Annotated in this window: 13 protein-coding genes, 1 tRNA gene and 1 pseudogene; 4 read left to right on the top strand and 11 right to left on the bottom strand. The window is 65.5% G+C overall.

Annotated elements, in window-relative coordinates:
- Nucleotides 1-266: 266 nt before the first annotated feature.
- The 5 genes from CA606_RS06175 to CA606_RS06155 all read right to left on the bottom strand — a co-directional run bounded on the left by CA606_RS06175 (nt 267) and on the right by CA606_RS06155 (nt 8,165).
- Entirely contained in the window at nt 267-1,295 is a 1,029-nt protein-coding gene (locus CA606_RS06175) for a hypothetical protein (protein ID WP_096051925.1), read from the bottom strand.
- A 313-nt stretch (nt 1,296-1,608) separates the two neighbouring features.
- Nucleotides 1,609-5,625, bottom strand: a complete 4,017-nt coding sequence (locus CA606_RS06170) for a hypothetical protein (RefSeq protein ID WP_096051926.1) — start codon at nt 5,623-5,625, stop codon at nt 1,609-1,611.
- A gap of 428 nt (nt 5,626-6,053) precedes the next feature.
- Nucleotides 6,054-6,401 (bottom strand): hypothetical protein, encoded by a 348-nt coding sequence (locus CA606_RS06165; RefSeq protein ID WP_096051927.1) that lies wholly within the window; start codon nt 6,399-6,401, stop codon nt 6,054-6,056.
- Nucleotides 6,398-6,679 (bottom strand): hypothetical protein, encoded by a 282-nt coding sequence (locus CA606_RS06160; RefSeq protein WP_096051928.1) that lies wholly within the window; start codon nt 6,677-6,679, stop codon nt 6,398-6,400. Before CA606_RS06160 ends, CA606_RS06165 begins: the two co-directional genes overlap by 4 nt.
- Before the next feature lie 883 nt (nt 6,680-7,562).
- The gene (locus CA606_RS06155) at nt 7,563-8,165 is read right to left on the bottom strand and encodes a BRO-N domain-containing protein (protein WP_096051930.1); all 603 of its coding nucleotides are present in this window, start codon (nt 8,163-8,165) and stop codon (nt 7,563-7,565) included.
- Nucleotides 8,166-8,236: 71 nt separating this feature from the next.
- Here CA606_RS06155 and CA606_RS06150 point away from each other — a divergent pair, with 71 nt between their 5' ends.
- Nucleotides 8,237-8,446 carry a hypothetical protein gene (locus tag CA606_RS06150; RefSeq protein ID WP_096051931.1) on the top strand — a complete coding sequence of 70 codons (210 nt, stop codon included), beginning with the start codon at nt 8,237-8,239 and terminating at the stop codon, nt 8,444-8,446.
- Between the two features lie 13 nt (nt 8,447-8,459).
- On the opposite strand, the gene CA606_RS06145 is transcribed toward CA606_RS06150, so the two are convergent.
- Nucleotides 8,460-9,167 (bottom strand): recombinase family protein, encoded by a 708-nt coding sequence (locus CA606_RS06145; RefSeq protein ID WP_096051932.1) that lies wholly within the window; start codon nt 9,165-9,167, stop codon nt 8,460-8,462.
- A gap of 115 nt (nt 9,168-9,282) precedes the next feature.
- Nucleotides 9,283-9,762, bottom strand: a complete 480-nt coding sequence (locus tag CA606_RS20550) for a cysteine peptidase family C39 domain-containing protein (RefSeq protein ID WP_096051933.1) — start codon at nt 9,760-9,762, stop codon at nt 9,283-9,285.
- Between the two features lie 189 nt (nt 9,763-9,951).
- Between CA606_RS20550 and CA606_RS06135 the strand changes: the two genes are divergently transcribed.
- Nucleotides 9,952-10,764 (top strand): hypothetical protein, encoded by an 813-nt coding sequence (locus CA606_RS06135; RefSeq protein WP_096051934.1) that lies wholly within the window; start codon nt 9,952-9,954, stop codon nt 10,762-10,764.
- On the opposite strand, the gene CA606_RS06130 is transcribed toward CA606_RS06135, so the two are convergent.
- The gene (locus CA606_RS06130; protein ID WP_181242807.1) at nt 10,742-12,370 is read right to left on the bottom strand and encodes a site-specific integrase; all 1,629 of its coding nucleotides are present in this window, start codon (nt 12,368-12,370) and stop codon (nt 10,742-10,744) included. The two genes, CA606_RS06135 and CA606_RS06130, sit on opposite strands and share 23 nt — an antisense overlap.
- Before the next feature lie 102 nt (nt 12,371-12,472).
- Nucleotides 12,473-12,548 (bottom strand) — tRNA-Ile (locus CA606_RS06125).
- Between the two features lie 149 nt (nt 12,549-12,697).
- Between CA606_RS06125 and CA606_RS06120 the strand changes: the two genes are divergently transcribed.
- Complete coding sequence (locus tag CA606_RS06120; RefSeq protein ID WP_096051936.1) at nt 12,698-13,444, top strand: SIMPL domain-containing protein; 747 nt, start codon at nt 12,698-12,700, stop codon at nt 13,442-13,444.
- A 69-nt stretch (nt 13,445-13,513) separates the two neighbouring features.
- Here the strand turns inward: CA606_RS06120 and CA606_RS06115 are convergent, their stop codons facing one another.
- Both CA606_RS06115 and panD read right to left on the bottom strand, forming a co-directional pair.
- Nucleotides 13,514-13,993, bottom strand: a complete 480-nt coding sequence (locus CA606_RS06115; RefSeq protein ID WP_096051937.1) for a hypothetical protein — start codon at nt 13,991-13,993, stop codon at nt 13,514-13,516.
- Between the two features lie 3 nt (nt 13,994-13,996).
- On the bottom strand, nt 13,997-14,353 hold the full coding sequence (gene panD, locus CA606_RS06110) for an aspartate 1-decarboxylase (RefSeq protein WP_096051938.1): 357 nt from the start codon (nt 14,351-14,353) through the stop codon (nt 13,997-13,999).
- A 189-nt stretch (nt 14,354-14,542) separates the two neighbouring features.
- Here panD and CA606_RS06105 point away from each other — a divergent pair.
- A pseudogene (locus tag CA606_RS06105) lies at nt 14,543-15,204 on the top strand (hypothetical protein).
- Nucleotide 15,205: the final 1 nt, after the last annotated feature.

The following is a 15,205-nucleotide window of genomic DNA, read 5'->3' as shown; positions in this document are numbered from 1 at the left end:
CCACGCGGGCGTTGACTTGCGGATTTTCACCTCGGCGGCAGTGAGGCGTATACAGAATATTCGATTGGCGCTCAGAATGACTAGGTACCAGGTGGTCAGCTTGATGCCGACCACGATGCAGAACCTCCGGTTAACTGAATAAATTTTGGTTTTGGTAGGCCCGGAGGGAGAGCCTTAGCGCCAGAAACCCTCCAGCATTTTCAATGACTTAATAGACGCCTGCGACGTCTGGTGTATCACTCGTGTGATACAGCGCAACAGGAAAGCTATTCCTGTTCGGCCAACTCAACTGGACCCGGAGCCGGGGGCTGAACCACTCCAAGGATTTCAACGGAACGCACGTCTGTTCCCACGGCCTTAACCTCTAAGCGAAGCCAAATTGAGCGACGCTCTCTCAAGCTTTGGAACAGGCTGGCCTGATCTCGCTCTTGGATCATGCGATCCCTGAATTGCAGCTTGTACTGCGTCCGATCTCCGACGCCCTCAACCACCACTGACGTATGTGCTGGGTCAGAAGTGTTGATGTCGATGACCTTCATCTCTCGCTCAACGATCTGTTGGATCGCCACGCGACGGGCACTTTTTCGGAGTTCGCGAGCTTCGTCCCGAGAGATGCTCACGCCATTCACAGTGGTGTTTGGAACCGTAGAAGCTGCCTTGAGAAGCGCTCCATGAGCTTCATCGGCACTTTCAACCACCTGCTCAAGAGGGCCGCCCGTCTCGCGCATTGTCGCTATCACAAGTCGGGTGGTCTCAGCCTGCTGTCTGTTGGCAAAATCTAGAGCTGCGATGGATGCCTTCCGCTCCTCAGACGAGATTTCGGCGAGGCGAACCTCCTTCCGGGTATCGAGGTATTGTGTCCAACCCGCAACGCCGGACCACAGGATTAGGCCGCCCGCGACGAGCGCAACAATCTGTCCAGGTGTCAGCTTGCCCACGGCTTCTAACCCCAACCTCTCCAACACTTCGCCAATTCTTTCGAGGTACTGGGAGCTTCCCTCCGATACGCGCACTTGCACCAAGAAGGCCTCTTGGTCCTCGTTCGTAAGGTGTCTGATGTCAGCAGCACCGTACTTGATCGCAGCGACAAGCTTATAGATGGCGTCCTGGCTTGTAACGAACGCCTCCATGAAGGGCGCAGCGATCTCTGAGTGACCGACGTCGATATGAACGTCAGGGTTCGCCCAGTCTCCAGCGACAATGCCTTCAATCTCGACCTCGTCGAACTCCCCCGCCGTCGCTTGGGCGAACACCTTGAACGCTTGCTCAAGCGACAGAATTTCAACAACAGCCACGTGCGACTCCCAGCCTTCCGGTCTTAAGGTTGCACTGGCGCTTCGCTGGAGCAACCTTCTTGCCAAAGTCACGTGGGTCGGGAGAGCCTGCAGTTTCCGAGCGCACAGACCGTATTGGCGGCGGATCGTCCATCACCTCCAACGCCGCATCCTCCAGCGCCCAAGCGCCGTAGCTGGTTCGCATTGAACGCCCTTCCTGCCGCAGCGTCGGCGCGGCTCCGTTGTTCGTCCGTCTCATGTCAGTCTCCAATGAAACGGCCCCCGCCAGCGGTGTGCTGACGAGGGCCTGGAGCACGCTCAAAGAGCGCGCGGGTTAGTCTTCGAGGTCGAGCGCCTGCCGTAGCTGTTCGATCTCTGCCACGGCGTCCACACGGGTCATCCCGAGGTTTTCGGCGCGGCGGACCGCCCGTTGCCTGGAGAGCCCCTTGCGGGAGACCTCTTTCCGTATCGCCGCCGACGCGGTGCGCCGGGCGGTCTCGCGCCAATAGAACTCGGAGTCCGGGTCCTTGAGCGCCCTGTTGGCGAGCTTGCGGTACTTGCTCACCACTTGGTGGACGAGGAAGGCGCGGTGGTCATCACCGTACCCCTGGTACTCGTCCGTCTGGATAAGGTCGCGAACGGCCTTCTCCATATTCATCCCCGTGCGGGGATGCCGCCATAGCTGGCCCTGCACCTCCAAGAGGTGGGCGTACTCCTCCGGCTCCAGCCGCTCGCCGTTGAACCGGCGGGACGGCTTGGCGAGGGACAGGTCGGCGGCGCGCCCCAAGCGGGACAGCTCCAGCTCCAGCGGGTCCTCAGAGCGCTCCGAGACGTTGAGCGCCTGGAACGCGCCACGCTCGCCCTCAGCGCGGACCAAGGGACGCCCAAAGACGTCCCGAGCCGCCGGGAGCCGCTCGGAGAGACCGGGCGTCATCGCCTGGAGGCGGTCCAGCAGACCATGGGCGTCACGGCGGACGGGGTCGATCTCCTGGGCGGTGGAGCGCAGGAGCGACGACAGCGGCACCGCAGACATGAGGGTCTGGGCAAGGCTATCCCCAGCCGCATCGGCCCTCACCTCAGCGCTCGCTCCGGGCACGTCACCGAATAGCAGGCCATTCAGTTGGTGCAGGCCCTGGAGCATGGTCTTGTTGAGGATGCTGTTGGAGATGGCGGAGAGGATCGCCCCGACCATCGCCTCGCCCTGGTCTTGGTCGGGCTGCTTGTCGGCGAGGATGTCGGCGAGATCCGCCACCAAGCCGAACGGCTCCGCCAAGGGCGACAGAGGCGAGAACTCGACCCATGCGTCCCCGATCTTGAGAGAGTACGGGCGCACACCGTCCATGCGTTCGGCGTTGCGCCGGTCCCCTCGCCCGCCGACGAGTTGACCATTCTCCCAAAGCGAGAAGGCCAGGGCCATGACCCCCATGCCCACGGTGAGCTTCGCCCACGCGATGTCCGCCTCCGCACCGCCACGGTCCATGGCTTGATCCATGGCCGCCGCCGCGCTCGTCAGGGCCTTGTGGTTGGCCAGAACGGTGAGCGGGGTGCGGTCCACAAGCCCGGCCTTGAGGAGGGCAACGGGCGTGCGGAAGAACGGCGCATAGAAGTACTTGAGGGCCGGGATGACGCGGAGCGCCTCGTCGATCTTCTTCGCCTTGGGTCCGATGCGCTGGAATGCGAGGTCTTGGGCGTGGTCCTCAGCGAGCCGCCGGGCGTCCACAGAAGCCAGGATGCGCGCCATGTCCTCCGCCCTGGTCCCGCCCATGTAGACGCCTTCTGCGTCCTGCATCGTGTCCTCGAAGAACTCCCGCGCCAGCTTCACGGCCTCCGCCGTGGGCTCTTGCCGGATGGCTTCGAGCGTCTCCGCGTAGACCGTGGAAGCGACGGCGGGGTCCGCCTCGCGCGCCGCCCGGTAGTGGGCTTCGCGCACCGCGAGCGCGCTCAACTGCATCTGCCTACCCAGCACCTTGGTGAACTCGTCCATGGCGATGGTCGGGCGGAAGCCGAGCGTCCGGGTGGCGGAGAAGACACCCCAGCCGAGCATGTCGCCCACGTTGGCCAGGGGGTTCGCTCGCCACCGCCGCCACCGGTCCGCGTCCATCTTGAAGGGGACGAACCCGGTCCGGTCGGAGGGCAGGACGGAAGAGGTATCGACCCCGCCCCCGCTCTTGAAGGCGGAGACGGCGGCCCGCATGGCGTCCACGAACGATGACCGCACAGCGGCGGCGTAGGCGTTCGCCTCGCGGAAGGTGACCCGCTCGGGACCACCGCGACCCAGACCAGTGCGGGCCGCCCCAATCCCGGCCGCCACGTACCGCTCGACGATGTTGAGGGGCACGAAGAGCCCCGAGCCCATAACGTTGCGGAGGAAGGACTTCGGAGCCGACAACAGGCCGCCCGTGATCAGGTACCCGCTGTAGTCCCAGAACCCCACCTCGCGGAACTTGCGGATCTCGTCCTTGAGCCCAGCCGCGCCGCGCTTGCGGAAGCCGTCGCCCATGCGGTCGAGTACGTCCCTCAGCTTGCTCGGGTCGATGTCGCCGCCCTGCCCCGTGGCCTCGCGAAGGAAGTCGAAGGCTGAGGCCAGGTCATTGGTCGCCCGTCGCCGCTCGCGGGCCAACTTGAGGACGTTGAGCGCCCGTCCGACCTCGGAACTGGACCCCGCCGTCATGGCGTCCATGAGCGTCGCTTCCTGCACCCCGGCCGCCAACTTGGCCACGTCCGCCGCGTTCACATCGCCCTGGTCCACCCGCAAGCGCATGGCCGCGATGTGTTGGGCGAGATTGTCGGCGTGGGCGTCCGCCACGGACTGGAGCGCCACCAGCTTGGCCGCGATACCGGCCTCGCCCTGTGCGCCCACGATCTGCCCATGGGCGACCGCGATGTCCGACAGCTTCGCTCCGAAGAGCTTGGCCGCCGAACGGGTGACGTCCCATCCCTGCGCTTTCGTTCCGGCTTGCTCGAAGGTGTCCTTGAAGAACGCCTGGAGCGCCGCCTCCAGGGACAGGAACTCGTCAGGGTTCGACGAGAGCTTGTCCCAATCGACCCAGTCCGGGTTGACGCGGGCGTGGGCGCTGGCCCCGAGGAGACGCGGCGCACCACGGGCGACCCATTGGCCGAACGCCTGGGCATGTTCGGGCTTCATGGTCCGCCTCAGGGTCTCCAGATGCGCCGCCGCTGCGGCCCGGCGTTGCTCGGAGCCGCCCGCTCCCCAGTCCACACGATCCCATGTGTCCCCGGTCCCGGCTTGCCCATCCGCCCCGGCGCTCGCGCCTTGGCGCTGCCCCGCGTGGTCGTTGGCCGGTTCGTAGGGACGCGGCGCGGGGTTGTCGTTGGCGGCCCTGAGATCCGGCAAGTCCCGCGTGGTGAGGGCGGGCTTGGCGAGAAGGTCGGCCGCGTCCAGCTCCGCCTTGAAATGACCGTCCAAAGAGGGGCTTTCCGAGGCCTTGGCTACCTTGGCCTCACGGAGGGCCTTTCCGGCCGCTGTACCCCCCTCAGCGAGTCCCGCAAACGTCAGGCCCGCCGCCGCCGACATGACGGACTGCGCTGGGTCGATCTCCTTCTGTAGCCCGGCGTCCTGGGCGGAGACCTGGGCGAAGAGGTCCGCCCCGCCCGCTAGGCCGCCTTGAACCAGCACGCGGGCGAGTGCGCCCTCACCGGCCGTGAGGTACGAGGTCGGGTCCAGTGCGGTCCCCGAGAGGACCCCGAGGAGCGCGGCGGCACCGTGGGCGGTCTTACCGGCGACGCCTCCGTCCGCCTTGTGGAACGGGTCCGCCTTGGACTTGGCCGCGAAGTCTGCCCGGCGCTGGCGCTCCTGTCCCGCAATGCGGTCTCGGGTTCCCGGCGTGACCCGGTCGGCGAACTCGCCGGCGAGCGAGAAGCCCGCGCCACCGGCCTGGAGCGCAGGGACGGCGTCTACCGCGTCCCGTACCGTTTTGCCCACCACGCCCTTGAGGTCGCCGGGTTGGCCGGGAAGCGGCTTCACGGGCTTGCCGGTGAAGGCGTCGAACAACTGCTCAACGCGGTCCGCCTGCTCCGCCGCCCGCTCCAGGGGAGCCATGACGCCCCGGAGACCGGCGAGCGGATTGACGAAGCGCGACCGGGCGAACTCCAGGGCGGGAGCGGTGTTGACGGTGTTGGCCACGTTGTCGGCGAAGCGTTCGAAGAGGCTCCGCTTCGGTGTGCCGACGCCCGTCCGGTCCATCGCCCATGCGACGGCGCTCGTCCGTCCGGCCTGGGTCTCAGGCCCGCGACCATAGCGACGGTCCAGCACGCGCTTGATGACGTCCCGAGAGGTCCCCTCGGGAAATTCGTGGATGGCCCCATCGGGGCCTTCGACGGTGATGCTCAAATGGTTCGGTCCATGTGACAGCGCCCCGCCGGAGAGATCCGACAGGGTCGCAAGGTTTCGATTGTGATGGTGGTGGGTGGGGCGTCGCCGCCCCGGTCGAGACCAGTCCGTAAAAAAGTTCGACGGTGCCCCTTGAACTGGGACCGATCTACCTACGTATAACTCTAAGTTATCTTAGAGATCTCTCTAAGACCTATGAACAGGATAACCGTAGGACGTACAACCAGTGTAGGCTGGATTATACCTGAGGAGACCTTCGAGGAGACCTGAAGAGGCTCTGGGGACAGGCTGCCCTGTCCCTTCCTCTTCTTGGTCACACCCTACCAGACCCATACCCATACGAGACTCTGCAGAGGGCCTAGGAGACGAGGAACGAGGTCGTGGGCTACTACCCCAGCCGACACCACTTTCCGGCCCTCCTTCCCCGGTCATTCTCGATAGGTCTCGTCACGGCGGTGGCGACGGACGAGGGACAGGTTCGCCCGCGTCAGGTTCAGCCGGTCCCCGTCGCGATACCGGACGATCTCGCCCGGCCCCGCCTCAGTGATCAGCCGGGCGACCTGACGAAGGCGGCCCTTGCCCGGTCCGTTCTGGGTTCGGACGTACCCCGGCCGCCGGTCATTCCCGTTGAGGAACCACGCCCCGGCCTGCCCCCGGCCTTCGAGCCGCCTCAGGTCGCCGAGATCGACCCGGACGTAGTGGCCCGGACTATTCGTCACCGGGACGTAGGCGCACGCTCCCATGACCTTGGCAGAGGGCGACGCTTCCGAGGTCACGCCGCACCTCGTTGACCATAGAGGCCATACAGGCGCTTGTGGTCGCCTCGGAGTGCGATACGGGCGACGGCGCGGGCGTCGGAGAAGTGCTCGAAGTTCGTCCCCGGTCCGACGTCCGCCACGGAGGCGGGGTTGCGAGTGGCGATGACATGGCCGCGAAGGACCAGCCTATCGCCCTGGTCTCGGAGGTGGATGGCTTCACGGCCCGGCCGGGTCCACTGGGCGTTTTCGAGGGACCACGGGCCACCTGCGAACCAGTCGGCGAGGGCGCGGGCCATCTCAGGCTCTCCGACGCGGCGACGGTGGGTGACGTTGGCGAAGGCAGGTTTGACCGACGAACTGGCCCCGGTCCGGGCGCTGGGTAGGTGGGTAGCGTTCAAGTGACTCATGGGTCTGCAGCCCCGGTCAAAATGGCCGGGACGTGGGTTGTTGAGATGAGGGGGAGGACGCCCGGCGCGGATGGCGCGGGGACGGCACTACACAAGACGGAAAAGTAGGGCAGACCGAACACGCCCCACGAACGTGGGCGGTGGCCTGAGGGGATGACCTCCGACAAGGCCCCCGGTCGCCCCGTCGCATCACCACGGCCAGGACCGGGTTAGCAGCGGGAGCGCCAGAGGCGACCGGAGGAGGACGCCGGGTGACCTGGGGCGAGGTCATCGGCGGGGTGTTCTGGAGCGCCGGGCTCCAAGGGTGCGGCTTTATTCGCGGACGGCGTTCGGTGCGCCGGTTCCAAGGGTAAGACTTTATTCGCGCCCGTCCGCGCTGGTCCGCCCAATCCGGCGGTCATCAAGCCCTTGAGCCGACTCAGGTTTCCCCATCGCCCAACTCAGAGCGGACTCCAACTCACAGCGGTAACATACTGAAAACGTAGTGATTTTTGTTGCTACCCGCTTAGCGATGACTCATTGTGTGCCATCGAAGCATCGTTGGGGAACACACCATGACGACCACCGCCGCGCCTGCCTCCCCCTCCGCCCTTGCCCGGATGGAGGCCAACCTCCAGGCCCAGCGCGTCCGCCTGGACCAGATCCGCGCACTTGAACCGACGCGACGCCAGCGTGAGGCCCTAGGCCATAGCCGCATCCACTACGGAGCCTCAGCCGCACGGGCGTTCCGAGAGCGCATGCGGGTGTTCGGGTTGCCTGTTAGCGAGGTCGATTAGGCGGCTAGCTGCAGCCCCCGGCCAATCCCGCGCTTCTGGAGATCCCGAGCGAGGAACATCTGGTTCCGCTTCAGGTCATCCAGCGCATCGGTCTCCCGCTGTTGCAGCGTGGCGGCCAGCAGGGCCTTCACCGAGGCCAGCTCCTCGACCACCGGCTTCATGGCCAGGGCCATGGCCTCGGCGATGTCCATCGGGAGCGGCATGGCTTCCCGCTTGTCGGCATAGGCCGTCTCGCGGGCCGCCTCGTTGAGGAGGTAGCCGCCAGTCTTGCGGATCGAGGGGAGGACGGTGCCCGTGACCCAGTCTTGGAAGGTGCGGGCTTCCGGTTTGTCCGAGCGGATCACGATGTCGTAGAGGCCCGGCTCGCTGACCAGCACGATGTCCCGGCCGGGCGGCAGACCTAGATTGGTTCGACCAACCATGCGCTTCCGGTCAGCAGCGAGGCGGGCATAGGTCGCCCCTCGGGTGCCGCTCGCGATGCCGCAGGCCGCGATCACGTCGGTACCGAAGAACCACGGCTCGCCGTCGAGCATGGTGGTCCTGATGTTGACCGGCTCGTCGCGTCCGGCGGGCTGGAAGGTGAAGGTGGTCGGGACCACGACCGCAATGCACCAATTAGAGATAGCGATGCCGTTGGTTGCAGTTATAGATTGACTTCACAGGAGGCCCAATGAACGAGCAACAACTAAACCAGCGCCTTGATGCTATTCATGCGCGCCTTCAATGGATCGCCGACAAGGAGGCTAGAGCTACTTGGCTCGGCACCTACGGCAAAGACGGCGAATATGATGCAGAGCGCACTCGCCTCATTGAACAGACGGAGAAGGTGCTCGACGCTCTCGTCGCTATCGGCGAATCCCCGAAATACCGCCCCAAATAAAGGGCGCTCACAGTTATACGGTCGAGCGTTCCAGCACCCGCTTGACGCCCATAGCCGTCCAAGAGCCGCCACGCGGCGTCTTCACGCGCAACTCGTTGAGGCGTTCGGCGACCGCCGCGAGCGACAGGCCCTCCGCCCTGAGCGCCGCCACGGTGGGGCGGACCCGCGCCGCGAACTCGTCCGCCTTCTCGACCACGGCCCGTGCACCTAGGTCAGGACGCGAGACCGTGAGGCCCTTGGGGTTGCCCAGGCGCTTGATGGGCTTCCCGCTGCGTCGGGATAGGTATTCCTCCTTCGCCGCGAGCCGGACCTTGATCGACCCCAAGGCCGCCTTGGTCCGCGCTGAGATGGCTCGCGCCTCCTGCTGGGCGACAGCCACCATGATGTGGAGCGTTAGCTGGTTGGCGTCCGGCATGTCGCAGGCGACGAAGTCCACACCGTCCTCTTCCAGGCCCGTCAGGAAGTGTACGTTCCGCGACAGGCGATCCAGCTTGGCGATGAGGAGCCGTGCACCCGTCAGGCGGCACCGCTCGATGGCTTGCGCCAGGGCGGGACGGTCCGACCGCTTTCCGCTCTCGATCTCCTCGAACTCGCCCACAAGGTCCCCCGAGGCGGCCTTGAGATACTCCGCCACAGTCCGGCGCTGGGCTTCGAGCCCGAGGCCCGACGCGCCCTGTTTGGCGGTGCTGACGCGGTAGTAGGCGACGAAGGCGGAGCGCATATCATACCTCGTAACGGACGTTTCCTGGTTTGATATGGCGTAAGCGGAGTCCGCCGTCAACAGAGACGCTTGTTCGTGGAGTTCAAGCGGGCACCACGCTAAAAGCCTTAGCTCTTCAGCCCCTTGGGCGAAGAACCACTCCGTATCTTCCTTCACGGGGCGGTGACGACAGTTTGGCCGCCTCCCAGACGCGTTCGAACCGGTCCAAATCGCCGACGAGGTCAGGTCCATCGCTGGGATCGTGGCGGGTGATCTGCGTATCCGTAACGGATAGAGCCACAGAGAAGTGGGGGAGAGCATCCCCCGCTTCAGATGCCCTATGGTAGAGGATCACGGGTCCGCTGGCTAAATGACCTCGCAGGGCCGCACGGTCCATACGCTCGACGCGAATGCCTAGGCCGAATGCCGACGCAGCTCGATGGAAGCTGGGCACAAGAGCGAAACATCTAGGCCCGAACCCATCGACACCGAAATCCCTCAGCGCTTCTTCCTCGGTAAGGGCTAGTTCGGGATTGAAGTACCCCGCGACCATGATGAAGGAGCACGGCCCGCACCCGCCTTTGGTCTGTTGAGCAAGGTATGGAGTGAGCTTCATCCGATGTGATCCCGTAACACTAGCAACAGAACGCCATCCCCTTGAGGCCCCAAGGCGAACTGGAGGCCCGCCTCCCGGTGACTGGTGACCCTGCCCCGCCGTGTCAGCCCCCCCCACGGGGGGAACTGTACGCGCGCACGCTCTAACCTGGGGCTTCGGATATGTGACCCCAAAAGCGACGGGCCTGATATGCTCGCCAGGATGGCAAACCCAACCCAGATACCTCTGATCAGAGCGAAAACACCGATATTGATCGGTGTTACAGCATTCACGTTCATCCTCATGCCGATCTTTCCCAGCGTGGGCACGAACCTATTCTCGGATGCGATTGCGCTTTGGTTCGGCCTGTTCGTTGTCGAACGCCTGCTTGAACGCGAGAGGGAGTTGCACGAGCACCCTGCGAGAACAGCGGCATGGCGCACAACGGCGAGACTTCACGCACTCCTAGTGCAGTTCATCGACTACTGCGTGGAGCATTCGTGGGTTGTTCCAGACGCGCCGAACATGTGGAGGGCTATGGACGCACAAGACGCGAGTGCACTAGGCCCTCTATTAGAGAGGATGGTTATCGACTCGCCTTCACCGAACTCATCTCCCAGCTCATCGACAGGCAGAGACGCAACGGAGCTATACCTACAGCCTGCAGTGATCGAAGCAGACCACCTCATTTCTCGCTACGTGTCGGTGGCAGCGCCGGAAGCTATCGCTTTGGCAGAACGGCTGGAGTCACTCTACTGGGTGCAGACGATCCTGAAACACAAGGTCAACGTCAGTCATGTCGGTGCAGCATGCTGGCAGCAGCTATTCGAAATCGAACGCGATCTCAGGGCCTGCATTGAGCTTGCTCGCAACAGCCAGTTCAGTAACGACCTTGAGCCTCCTAGGCGGCTCCTCGAAAATGGCGAGCGCTGGCTGAGGCCCGGACCGGGCTGGGCGCAAGTCGCTATTGACGCGGTAAGCCGTCCGAAAGCGACAACGCCTAGGGAAGGCGAAACTCATTGAAACTGACGGATTTTAACGCTCGGTACAGCACTTCGACCATCCCGCGCCGTCCGTACCGCGCCGACTGCCCCTTCGCTGCCCACCCACCAAGGGCGTCCGCCGTCTCCCCGTCTACCCCGGCCACGCGGCACGCATCGCGGAACCCGTGGCGGAATGAGTGGAAGACCAAGGCGCGCTGCTTCAGCCCAACCTTATCGAGGTGGCGCGCGAACCAGCGCGTCAGGTCGTGAGAATAACGACCGTCCGGTCCTTCCTTAAGCTGAGGGAACAAGCGCTCTTGCCGTGCCGCGCGGGCAGTTGCGACGAACGCCTCAAACCCTGCTTCGATGATCTGCGGATGGAGGGGAATGACCCGCTCGCTCGCACCGGTCTTCAGCCGCTTGGAGTCGTCTCGGACCCCCTCGTCGTCAAATACAGAGAGGTCCAGGCAAAGGTGACCATCAACGGTCACGACGTCCGTCACACGAAGCTGACACAGCTCATTCGCCCGCGCGCCTGAGAATGCGGCAATGGCAGGAACCCAATAGCGCCAAGGCCGCGCCTTCCGCTCCCCAGACAACGGCGCAAAGATCCTCTCCAGCTCCTCGGGGGTGAACCCCCGACGCTTCACGGTGGGCGCACCCTTCTGGGCAATCCCGCTGGCTGGGTTCTTGTCCAGCAACTCTTCCTCAACGGCCCAGTTGAAGACCGCCGCGAGATTATCGAGGTACGACTTGACGGTCCCTGGAGACAGCCTGCCCACACCGTCCCGCTCGCCAGCCTCAATGGCGGCGATGAACCCGAGGCCGGGATACCGCTTGCCCATGTGCGCCGGTATGCGTTCGATCAGGTCGCGCACGGCGCGGACGTCTTCGCGCCTGATGCTGGCGACGTCGCGCTCGCGTCCTAGAGCCGCCTCAAGGGCACGGAAGATGTGGTCATACTTCCGAGCCGTGGACGGCCCGCCGAACTTCTTCTCACGCTCGCGCCGGTAGTCATCAATGAGCCGACCGAGCGTGACACCCACCGGCCTGGGGGCCGCCACCTGCGCTATAGGGACCGCCACCGCCAAGGGGGCGGCGACCGCCTTCCCGTCTTGCCGTGCCTTGAGAGCGTCCAGCCACTGGACTTGCGCCCTGAGCAACTCGCCAGCCATGAGCCGGACGCTCGGGTCGCCCTCGGGATACCAGCGGCCGGACCTGCAGAGCACCTCATGCGCCTGCCTTGCGACGGACTGCCAGTCCCCGAGCGCCAGCGCCTCGCGCGCATCCCGCTCGAAGTCTTCGATGACCACCTCGGCGTTACGGTATGCGTCCGCGCCCCATGCGAGCCGGGCGTCGCTATCCTCAGCCAGCCAGCGCGCCAGCTCGTTCTGCGCCAGAGCCGCCGCCTCGCCACGGGTAAGCGGTGCCGCCGCCTGCCCATTGAGCCGCTTCGTGGCCGCCTGGATCTCGCGGTCTGTCTCCGCCGCCCGCTCCCGCGCCCGCCGCCCCGCCTCGCGGTGGTCCTTGGTCCCCAACGAGTCGAACCAGAAGGACTTCCCGAGGATAGGAACCAGCTCGCCGGGCACCCGCCGCCGGAACCAGTAGACGGCTCCTCGCCGCGTTAGATAGGTCTGCCGCGCCACCTGCGCTTCGCCCCCGTGTGATACAGTCTTGTGCGTCACGGGCGTTCTATAAGACCTTGAAATCCCTACTTTCTTCGCAAGGACAACGCCTTAGCGAGGAGGTGGTAGGCCCGGAGGGACTCGAACCCCCAACCAGACCGTTATGAGCGGTCGGCTCTAACCATTGAGCTACAGGCCCGCGCGGAGTCGCGCCGAAGCGCACGCGAGCCGGCGGATTAGCATGAGCCGAACGCGGCTTAAAGCTCCGGTTCAGGTTAGGGCTGTCACGAAGGAACCATAGCCGTGCGGCGACGCTTTCTGCGCCGGACAGCCCCTGGAGAACAATCGATGACCCACACCGCCCGCCGCCTGCCCGCCATCGCCCTGCCCGCCCTGCTGGGCGGCGCGCTGCTGCTGGGCGCCGCCGCTCCGGCGCTGGCGCAAGGCAATGACGCGGCCTTCAAGGCCACCACCTTCAACCTGTCGGCTTCGGGCGAGACCTTGGTGGCGCCGGACATGGCCACGATCACTCTGGGCGTCCAGACCGACGCGGCCACGGCGGCCGAGGCCCTCAAGGCCAACGGCGCGCGGATGAACCAGGTGATGGCCGCCCTGAAGAAGGCCGGGGTCGCCGAGCGCGACATCCAGACCTCGAACCTGAACCTGAACGCCCAGTACGCCTATGAGCAGAACCAGCCGCCCAAGCTGACCGGCTACCAGGCCTCCAACCAGGTGACGATCACGGTGCGTGACCTGGCCAAGCTAGGCGCGGCGGTGGACGCCACGGTGGGCGCCGGGGCCAATACGGTCAACGGCATCAGCTTTGGCCTCTCTAACTCGCAGGCAGCCGAGGACGCCGCGCGGCTGGAAGCCGTCAAGGCGCTGCAGGCCAAGGCCGAGCTCTATGGCCGCGCGACCGGCTACAAGGCCGTTCGCCTGGTCAATCTGAGCGAAGGCGGCGGCTACTCGCCCGTTCCCCCGCCCATGCCGGTGTTCGCCATGGCCAAGCGTGAGATGGGTGACGCGACCAGCATCGCCGCCGGCGAGCTGAAGGTCCGCATCGACGTCAGCGCCGTCTACGAAGTCAGCAAGTAGCGCATGAAAAAGCCGCCGTCGGGATGTCCCGGCGGCGGCTGGTTCTTCGACGTCACCCGGCGGTCGGGATCAGAACCCGGCCTTCTCGAAGGCCTGCTCGACGCGGTCCTTGATCTCCAGGCCCGGCAGGGCGCGTTCGCCCTCCATCACCGCCACATAGGTCAGGTTCCGGGCCGGCTTGCCCGCGCCGGTGGGGACCGGGCCGATCGCCCAGCCCACAGTGTTGCCCGGCGCCGAGCCGCTTTCGCAGCTGAAGAAGCGCGCGGGCTTGCCGAGGTTTGCCTGCAGCAGCTTCTCGGCCGTGGTCACGACCCCATCGCAGGTCGGCAGGTCGCGCGCGCAGGTGACATAGCCGCCGCCGCGCCAGACCAGCTTGCCGCCGGCGGCCTCGGCGATCACCACGCAGGTCGAGCCCGAGCCGATCTGGCGACCGATGGACTGGGCCAGCACCGTCTCATCGATCCCGTCAGGCAGCTTGGGCGAGCAGGCGGTGAGGCCCGCGAGCGCGAGAACGGCCAGCGCCCCGCTTTTCATCCTGGGGCGCGTCATCGGTCAGGCCGCCTTCTTGATCAGGTTGCCCTCGTCCAGCAGGACGACGGTCGGGGTGTAGTTGCGCGCCTCCTCGGCGGGCATCTGGCAGTAGGTGACGACAATCACCAGATCGTTCTTCTGCACCAGACGGGCGGCCGCGCCATTGACGCCGATCACTTTTGAGCCGCGCGGCGCCTCGATCGCGTAGGTCGTGAAGCGCGCGCCGTTCGTGATGTTGAGCACGTCGACCTGCTCATTGGGCAGGATGCCCGAGGCGTCCAGAAGGTCGCGATCGATCGCGATCGAGCCTTCGTAGTCGAGATCGGCCTGGGTCACCGTCGCGCGGTGCAGCTTGGCCTTCAGCATGGTGAGCAGCATGGCGGGGAAGTCTATCCCTTTGAATGAACTGGAATCTTCTGGGCCGCCACACACAAGGCCCGTCAACAGGTCCCGCCATATAGCCACGAACCCGCGCCGGTTCAATCGCACCGCAACATAGCGACAAAGGTTAACAAGCCGCCCCTTTCGCGTTAAGGTTTGAAAGAACGCGGTTCTGCGGGGGCTATCATGCGTCACGGAAGAAGCTGGGCGGTGGCGGGTCTCGTCACCGCATCACTACTCGCGGGAACAGCCTGGATCTCCACGGGCGAGGCTCAGACTCGGCCGGACCCGACCGCGCCACCGACTGCGCCAGGGGCCGCACCAGGGACCGCGCCACGCCCCTCGATCACCGCTCTGGTCGCCCGTCCCCGAGGCGGCGTCGACTGGCAGGCGGCGGTCGGCGGCCTTCGCCAGTCGGCGAATGTGGGGGAAGGTCTTGCGGCCAATCTGAACCGCGAACAGGTCGACAAGACCGCCGTCCCGATCCTGTTGCCGCGTGATCCCAAGCTGACGGCCGGGGCGCGGATCTACAGCTTCGGCGACTACTACACGATCACTCCGACACTCTGGGCGGCGGCGTCTCGCTCAGCGGAACGACGACGACGGTTCCGGCCGGCAAGCCCCTGAAGGTCGAGAGCGGTCCGGAGATGCTGACCGTACAGCGCACCGTCGACGGCCAGCTGGCCAGCTTCGTGCGCTTTGGCGTGCTCTACACGGTGGAGATCCGCTGCGACGCCGCGGGCGACCCGCGCTGCGTCGACGACAACTATGTGCTGGGCCTGGTGGGCAAGACCACCGCCGTGGTGATGGGCAAGGCCGCGCGGCAAGCCGCCGGACTGGGAGGTTGAG

This window comes from Caulobacter vibrioides (genome assembly GCF_002310375.3).
Taxonomy (GTDB): Bacteria; Pseudomonadota; Alphaproteobacteria; order Caulobacterales; family Caulobacteraceae; genus Caulobacter; species Caulobacter vibrioides_D.
Note: the sequence above shows the minus strand (reverse complement) of the source record. Positions and strands in the feature narration are given on the sequence as shown.